The organism is Chloroflexus sp. (assembly GCF_056331925.1).
Window position 1 is genome coordinate 1 of the sequence record NZ_JBWGQH010000033.1, and the last position, 7600, is coordinate 7600.

Sequence of the window (7600 nt, forward strand, 5' to 3'; positions counted from 1 at the left end):
GTCGCACGACTGCCCTCGTGGTGTGTTTGGGAAGGGTAGGGACAAGCCACCCGCAAGCGTCATGGCCGGTACGGCGGTGAGTTGGCTCGCTGTGCTTGTTAGTAATTTTTAGATAAGGAATACCCTTTCGGTTAGGCTTATAGTTGCTCTCAAAACCATGCGCAAAGGTGCGTCTGGTTCTCTTTTCACCTCGAATTTGGTTGGTATCTGACGGGTGTAACGTTCTCGTCCGTAAATACCGCTCTGATACAGGACTTTGTTCGGAGCAAGGCAGGTGCAATGACCAGCCGTTTGCGGTTGCGCGCGATGAGGTGCTCCCAATCGCGAATGGTGTTGCGATGTAGACCCCTGCCACTTTTGGCCTCACATCGTCAGCGCGTCGTCTTTTCCCGCCGCCGGTCGCATAGAGGCGTATGTTTGGGTCGTAGCACGCGGCAATGACTATCCGGGTTGTCGGAGCGTGTTGTCTTGTCGTCGTTCTCGATCTGCGTGTGGGATCATCTAACGCTCACGTTACTGATGGTGCAGGTGAGAGTTATGTTTGCTAGTATTTCTTCGCGTCTGCGATAACCACCACTTGGGTTGCGCAGCAGATGGGTGTGGTGAGCGTATGAGAGACCTCGGTTCTGATAGAGGGAATGCTGGTTTACAGCCCTGCTGCTGCCGGTGCAGAGCGCTACATTCGGTGCAAGACCTTTCCAAGCCTTGAGATGGTGTTGCTATTTTACAACTGCGCATCTGGTGCAGGTTCCCATCGCTGCAAGAGTTCGACGGAGTATCCCAGCAGCTTTGCTACGTTGTCTGTACTTATGGTGTTAACGATAACCTATCTCGTACTCTTGTAAATACCAGAAATCAAGCTCCAACATTCCCACCGAAAGACATTCTGCTCTAATGTTTGTCAAACTTTTCTGTCATGTGAATGATTTCGGCCAAGCATTTCTAATGGCCTACAAGTAGGCGCTCGCTGCAACCGGCTATCGGCAATGGGAATACTAGATGGCGTACAACGTAGGGTGTCTCTGGCGGGATTACTGCGTGAACTTTCCAAATAACGTGTATGTCAGCTTCGTTGAATTGATTCTTCGCGTCCTTCAACATCTGTTGGCATATCCACTAGCATGTTCGGTTCAGGACCAGCACGTTGTTGATTAACCCGATGGCATCTTGCCGAGCAAGCGGGCCATCGTCGAGCCAATTTTAGCCTGATCAACGTTCTGACCGGCAGAGGGTTTGGTTTGATCGTGTGCTGTCACCGAACGTGTGGTAGACACTGACTACCTGATCCGTTGTTGAATACTTTCGCGGCTGATGTACCACTGGGTACGTAATTCTAGTGGCCAATACTGGCATTTACTATCTAACTCGCGTAATGTATTTCGATCGCCAATCCACGCAAGAGCTTCAATGGCTTTACGCCGTAAATAGATTGGCGAGAGTGAAGCTACCGACATCTCAAGTGTAAATTCACCTTCAACGAAGCGGGGTAGTGGTACTTGCCAGAGTGCAATCTCTTCGATAAGTTGCTTAATGGTAAGTTTATTGTTTCTCTCTCCTTCTGCGATCGTAATCGAACGATTCGTTGCTCCTTCACCAATCCACGCCAACGATTGCAATGCGCGCGCTTTGACATTCTGACTGGGGTTGTTGATCAAGAGATGGATTAACCAGTCGATAATGAAGGGTCGATCGATGCGAAGACGGCCAACCAGATACGCCAGTTGTTGCGCAGTAGGACTCGGCATACTCCGTTTGTGGCGAATTAATGTAGCAATGAGTGGTGTCACATACTCCGGATCAAACAAAGTTAACGCATCAGCCGCCGACCACATTGTATCCATCCATTCGTTGCTGATGGTTGTTGTACTGGTATCTAAAGGATGCGTAATTATCCGCAACAGAAAACGGGCATCGCAGGCTTGCTGTATTGGGGAGATACTAACATCAGCGAGCGCAAATGCCGCAACGGCCCGTTCAGGGGCAAGTGGTGAGGTTACGATGCAATCACGTAGCTGTTGGCGCGTTGCTTCACCTTTCAGCCAATGATGCATGAGTTCAATTAACGGACGGTCGTCGCGGAGTTGTTTGAGCGTGATACGTGTACGATCAAAGGACTCTTCTTTCTGTTTCTGTAGTCGACGAAAATCAGGTAAATGCAGATCGCGTAATGCACGAGCAGCGGCAATTCGTACATTGCTATACTCATAGCGTGGTCCACTACTCGTTTGACGTACTTTATCGACCAAAATTTGGCGTAAATATTGTCGTATCTGTGGATGATCAATCTTACCGAGCGCTTTCACCAGCAATTCACGCCGTTCGGCACTCGGTTCGCGCCGTTCATCAAGGTGGAGCAGGCAGTTATCGATAAGTTCGTTGCGTAAAGTGAGAGGGACTGATTGCAGTTTATTAGGGGGGAGGGCTTCAAGGCAACGGGCGGCAATGACCGCCAGGCGTTGATTGCCATTACGCAATGATTTGGCAATACGGCTAAGTAGTTCCTCTGGTTGGTCGAGCAAGTTGGCGAGCGCATAGAGCACTTCTTCCCACCAGCGTTGTCGTTCGACATCGGTGCACAGTGCCACAATATCATCGAGCTTTCTTGCACGATCTGGGGCACGGCATAACGCTTGGGCTGTACAATAAGCAGCAACAGCTTGATTGGCAAAGTACATCTCACGCTGACCGATCATTGAGATTAATAGGGTTTGCCCGAGTTGATAAAACAACTCTTCAAGATCGTAATCACGATTTTGTCGCACTTCTGCGAGCAACGTAAATACTTCACCGATCGTTAGTGCATCGCGCATGTGCCAGTGCATGTACCATGCGATGTGATACAGACTCGCGCGAGCCACGTCGCCCATTTGATAACGATGATCGAGCGCACGTAGCTCTTGGGTGAGAAATTCTTCGATAATGTTATGGTAGACAATCGGTTGCTGATTAGGACCGGCGAGGCGATTAACAATCAGCATCAGCATTCGTGGATCACCGGCGAGATGCTGGAGACGATTCTCACGTATTCGATCAATTATCCCGCGCGCTTGCCGACGGTAACGTTGGCGAATGTATGCAACGATGCTTGGTTCGTCAAGAGGTTGAATAGCAAGGATAGTAACCGGTTGTTCAAATGCTAGTGATGTGAAGGCTTGTGGTGCAGCAACAACAAATCGCTGATCGGTGAGACGGTTGCGAACGGTATTTAGATCGTGAATCAGATCCTTCCAGTGCGACTCGGCAATCTGATCGACATCATCAAGCAAAAACACACAGCGGGGGCGGGAGTTGGTGCCACTTATTGTACCGCGAAACAACTGCTCAAGCGTTTTGGCAAACTCCACGTGCTGTTTTCGTACCCGTTCAATGATGTGGTCGTAGAGACGAATATCACTGCGTGCTTGCTCGTAGCCGGCTAACGAGACCAAGACACCAACCGGTGCATTGATATCGCGTTGGGCTTGCCGAGCAAGATCATGGCAAATACGCCGCAAAATGGTTGTTTGGCCGGATTGGTGCGAGCCGGTGAGGAGAACGAGCTGCTGACTAGGAGCGATAGAAGTGGTCGTATTGGTTACCAACGAGAGGATGGTGTCACGCGCCGAAATTGGTTTAGGTGCGTTTTCAGGGCGGTATTGGAACAGTTGCCACGTTTGCCCTGGTGGTATGGTGGTACAATCAAGGTCAATATATTCATCACCGGCCCACCGCGTGATCGATTCTTGGCGCAGCACCCATTCGACATAACTGAGCAGAGTACTTGGTTGAAAGAGTCTTCCGTTGCTGAGACGGGTATACAGAACAGGGGTGCTCCATCCAAGCGTATCGGCTCGGTAAATGCGACGGCGGGCCGTGGTAACGGCGAGGTCAATAAGACCGCTCCGGAGGAGCATTTCGGTCAGATGTTGAGTGAAGTCACGCGCAAGATCAATTGCTACCAACCGTTGCATTGCTATCACCGCCGGAACACCGCTTTCGGCGATAAGTCGGGCAGCAAGGTTACTGAGTGGTGCATGCAGATCGACCGTCGCGCTATTGCAAGCGACGAGAGCGATGAGGGTTGGTTTATGCGTACTCGGCAACTGGGTGATAAGGCGCGCGAATTCACTTCCATCGAGGAGACGACCGCGACGTTGGGAACCACCTTCGAGTAACAGTCGTGTACCGTATTGTGGTACGAAGAGTGCATGACCGATATACAGCACGACATCGAAACCACGTTCACGCTCACTGAGATGGCTACCACGTTCGAGGGCATTGCGCAGTGCTGATTCGCTGGCAACCGGTAAGATTTCCAATTCCAACTGGCCGGTGTCTTGAAATGGGCGAAAGCGCAACTTAAAGTCTTGCTCAGTTGTCTTTCGGTCAAACGTTGCTAAACCCCAACGGTTGAGATCACTCGGCTCGCTCAAGATGATCAGCATTCGAATTGGGCGATATTCAAGGGGGTCGCCCAAGGGGAATTGCTCACTATCGATGTAGCGCGAGAAGAGGACTTGATCACTCGTCGCTAATGGTTGTGGTCGGCTTTGGGCATCGAGCGCCGGGAGATGGAGTAATTCCCACGGAATGGCTTGTAATATTGCATCCTGAGGATCAATGGCGAGGCGCAAGCGGAGGGGTTGCTGTTGCTGGATGGCGGTGAGCCGTGTTGCATTAAAGGAAGTAGCGAGACGACCCGAAAAGAGTCGGGAAAACAGCTCTTGCCCGTAGCGGCTGATCGCATCTGGATCAGAAGTCTCTGGTGGGGGGAGGTTTAATTGAACTTCGTCGGTGGTTGTGATCCGGCGACCATCGCCAAATTCGAGATCAACGAGATACGTTGGTGATGAATTGGAAGCTCGATTAGTACGTCGAGGTCGAATCAGCAAACTGGTACGTCGATCCATAACCATGCTCCATTCGGGAGTAAGATGTGCATCATAGTGTAGCATCATATATGCGGTAAGGGAAGGACCGATGCGTAGCTTCGAGTAACAGGCGTGTTGACTATAATAATTCGACAAGCCGTGATATGCTCGGATTGTGCCAAACATCACAGGACAAGAGGAGTAACATGAGCAAGATTATTGCACCGGAATGTGAATGGTCTCATCTAACGGCGCAACTGCGTACTGTCATACCGGAAGCGTTCAACGCCGAAGGCCATGTCCTTAATTTAATCGAGGGAACGTGGGGTTGGCCGGGGCATGGCAAGCACTACAGTACGGCAGTCGACGGCGGTGAGCTGGGTCGGATGCCGATGATCGATCTTGACACGGCGAAGCGGGCGGTGCGGTTTGCGGCGCGTGAGCATGAGACATGGTCGCAGACCGATCTGGACGAGCGGCGACGGCGGGTGAGCGAAGCATTGGTTAGTTTGCACCAGCACCGTGATCTGATCGCCTACTTGCTCATGTGGGAGATCGGCAAACCTTACCAACTAGCGTGTGATGACGTTGATCGGTGCATCGGTGGGGTTGAGTGGTATATCGAGCAAATTGAGTGGATGATGAATGGGCGTCGGCCACTCGGCTTGATCTCAAATATTGCCTCTTGGAACTACCCGTATTCGGTGTTAATGCATGCTGTATTGGTGCAGACGCTGGCCGGTAATGCTGTCATTGCAAAGACACCTTCTGATGGTGGTTTGTTTGCCTTGACGCTCGGATTTGCGATTGCGCGTCGTGCCGGGTTGCCGGTCTCGTTGGTGAGCGGTTCGGGTGGAGCGCTGAGTGATGCGTTAGTGCGGAATGCTGATGTGGCCTGTTTAGCGTTTGTTGGCGGCAAGACGAATGGACGCGATATTGCCGCTTCGCTCTATGACCGCAACAAGCGTTATATGCTCGAGATGGAGGGAGTTAATTGTTACGGTATCTGGGATTTCTCGGATTGGCCGAATTTGGCGCAGCAGATTAAGAAGGGTTTCGCTTACGGCAAGCAACGTTGCACGGCCTATATCCGCTACGTTGTACAGCGACGACTCTTTCCCAAGTTTCTCGATATGTACTTACCGGTGGTGAAGAGTCTCCAAATCGGTAATCCGGTGTTAGTGGATAAACCGGGTGATCCATTACCCAGGCTCGATTTTGGCCCGCTGATCAACGCGAAGAAGGTCGAAGAGCTGCGTGTACTCTACAGTGAAGCACTGGGTGCAGGAGCGATTTGTCTGTATGAGGGTGAGTTGAATCCAGAACTTTTCTTACCCAATCAGGATATTTCGGCTTACATGGCCCCAATTACCTTGTTAAACGTCCCGCGCAACTGTCGTCTGCATCATAACGAGCCGTTTGGGCCGGTTGATACGATTGTGATCGTTGATAGTGTTGATGAGCTGATCAGCGAGATGAACATCTCGAATGGTAATCTCGTGTCATCGATTGCGACCGATGACTTGAAGTTAGGACGGATGATTGCCGGCGAGTTACGTGCATTTAAGGTTGGCATCAACAAAATGCGGTCGCGTGGTGATCGGGAAGAGGTATTCGGTGGGATGGGGGCATCGTGGAAAGGGTGTTTCGTCGGTGGGAAGTATCTGGTTGATGCGGTGACAATAGGTGTGCCGGGTGAGCGGCTGTACGGAAATTTTCCCGATTATACGTTGCTTCCAGAGCAGCGGTAGTATCTCATAGCAGCAACCCCTAACAGACAGGATATGGCTATTCTTTTTCAGGAAGCAGACACTGCGTCATCGGCAGCCGATCTGGGGACGTGGGCGATTAAGGTGCAAGGTGTTACGAAGCACTATCAGACGCGGGGCGGCGCAGTGCAAGTATTGGCCGGTATCAATTGTACCGTTGCCGCTGGCGAGGTAGTAGCACTGGTAGGGCCGAGTGGGTGTGGCAAGAGCACGTTATTGCGGATCGTAACTGGGCTTGAGAGTCCTGATGGCGGTGTTGTACAGTTATTCGGTTTGTCACCGATGCAAGCTCGGCGTGAGCACCGATTTGGAATCGCTTTTCAAATGGCAGCCCTGCTTGAGTGGCGTGATGCAGCGGCAAATGTGGCATTACCGCTTGAGTTAGCCGGCTGGTCACCGGAGGCACGGAAAGCACGGGTAGCTGAATTACTTGCACGGATGGGGTTGAGCGATGCTGCACACCGCCTACCGCGGCAATTGTCGGGTGGTATGCAGCAACGGGTAGCGTTGGCACGAGCGTTGGCATTAGCTCCGCCGGTGCTCTTGCTCGATGAGCCATTTAGCGCCCTCGATGAGCTGACCCGTGAGCAGTTGCAGGGTGAGTTGCTCGATCTGCTGGCGACAATCTCGCCTCGTCCGGCAGTCTTGCTCGTGACGCATAATCTGACCGAAGCGGTGTTGTTGTCCGATCGTGTTATTGTTTTAAGTCGGCGACCGGCCCAAGTGTTGGCGGAAGTGTCTATCGCTTTGCCACGCCCGCGCCGCGCTGACTTACGCGATGACGTGCGTCTTCATCAGTTGGTAACTGAGTTGCGGGCTGTGTTACGTGGCAATGGTGGGCGAGGGGGAGTGTAACCCCTTGGCGCCCTTGGCCCCTCTGCGCCTTTGCGTCAGCATCTTTGCCCTTCGTGTGGGCACGGCGATGCCGTGCCGTTACAGGTGGCGTCTGTACGTCAGCAATCTTTTCGTTAGGTTCCCTCA

General features: G+C 52.0%; 4 protein-coding genes. 2 read left to right on the plus strand and 2 right to left on the minus strand.

All coding sequences use genetic code 11. The features are described from left to right. Nucleotides 1-1151: 1151 nt before the first annotated feature. The gene (locus tag AC01ZF_RS15370) at nucleotides 1152-1274 is read right to left on the minus strand and encodes a hypothetical protein (protein WP_424675785.1); all 123 of its coding nucleotides are present in this window, start codon (nucleotides 1272-1274) and stop codon (nucleotides 1152-1154) included. 3 nt (nucleotides 1275-1277) lie between these two features. Beyond that, nucleotides 1278-4889 carry a CHAT domain-containing protein gene (locus AC01ZF_RS15375; RefSeq protein WP_428112879.1) on the minus strand — a complete coding sequence of 1204 codons (3612 nt, stop codon included), beginning with the start codon at nucleotides 4887-4889 and terminating at the stop codon, nucleotides 1278-1280. A gap of 167 nt (nucleotides 4890-5056) precedes the next feature. On the opposite strand from AC01ZF_RS15375, the gene AC01ZF_RS15380 reads away from it, so the two are divergent. Continuing rightward, nucleotides 5057-6601: an aldehyde dehydrogenase family protein gene (locus tag AC01ZF_RS15380; RefSeq protein WP_424675783.1), complete on the plus strand. Its 1545-nt coding sequence runs from the start codon at nucleotides 5057-5059 to the stop codon at nucleotides 6599-6601. Nucleotides 6602-6634: 33 nt separating this feature from the next. Next, on the plus strand, nucleotides 6635-7474 hold the full coding sequence (locus tag AC01ZF_RS15385; protein WP_428132755.1) for an ABC transporter ATP-binding protein: 840 nt from the start codon (nucleotides 6635-6637) through the stop codon (nucleotides 7472-7474). Nucleotides 7475-7600: the final 126 nt, after the last annotated feature.

Excerpts from the sequence above, each read along its gene's own strand:
- AC01ZF_RS15380 (WP_424675783.1), top strand. The coding sequence starts at position 5,057 with ATGAGCAAGATTATTGCACCGGAATGTGAATGGTCTCATCTAACGGCG.
- AC01ZF_RS15385 (WP_428132755.1), top strand. The coding sequence starts at position 6,635 with ATGGCTATTCTTTTTCAGGAAGCAGACACTGCGTCATCGGCAGCCGAT.
- AC01ZF_RS15375 (WP_428112879.1), bottom strand. The coding sequence starts at position 4,889 with ATGGATCGACGTACCAGTTTGCTGATTCGACCTCGACGTACTAATCGA.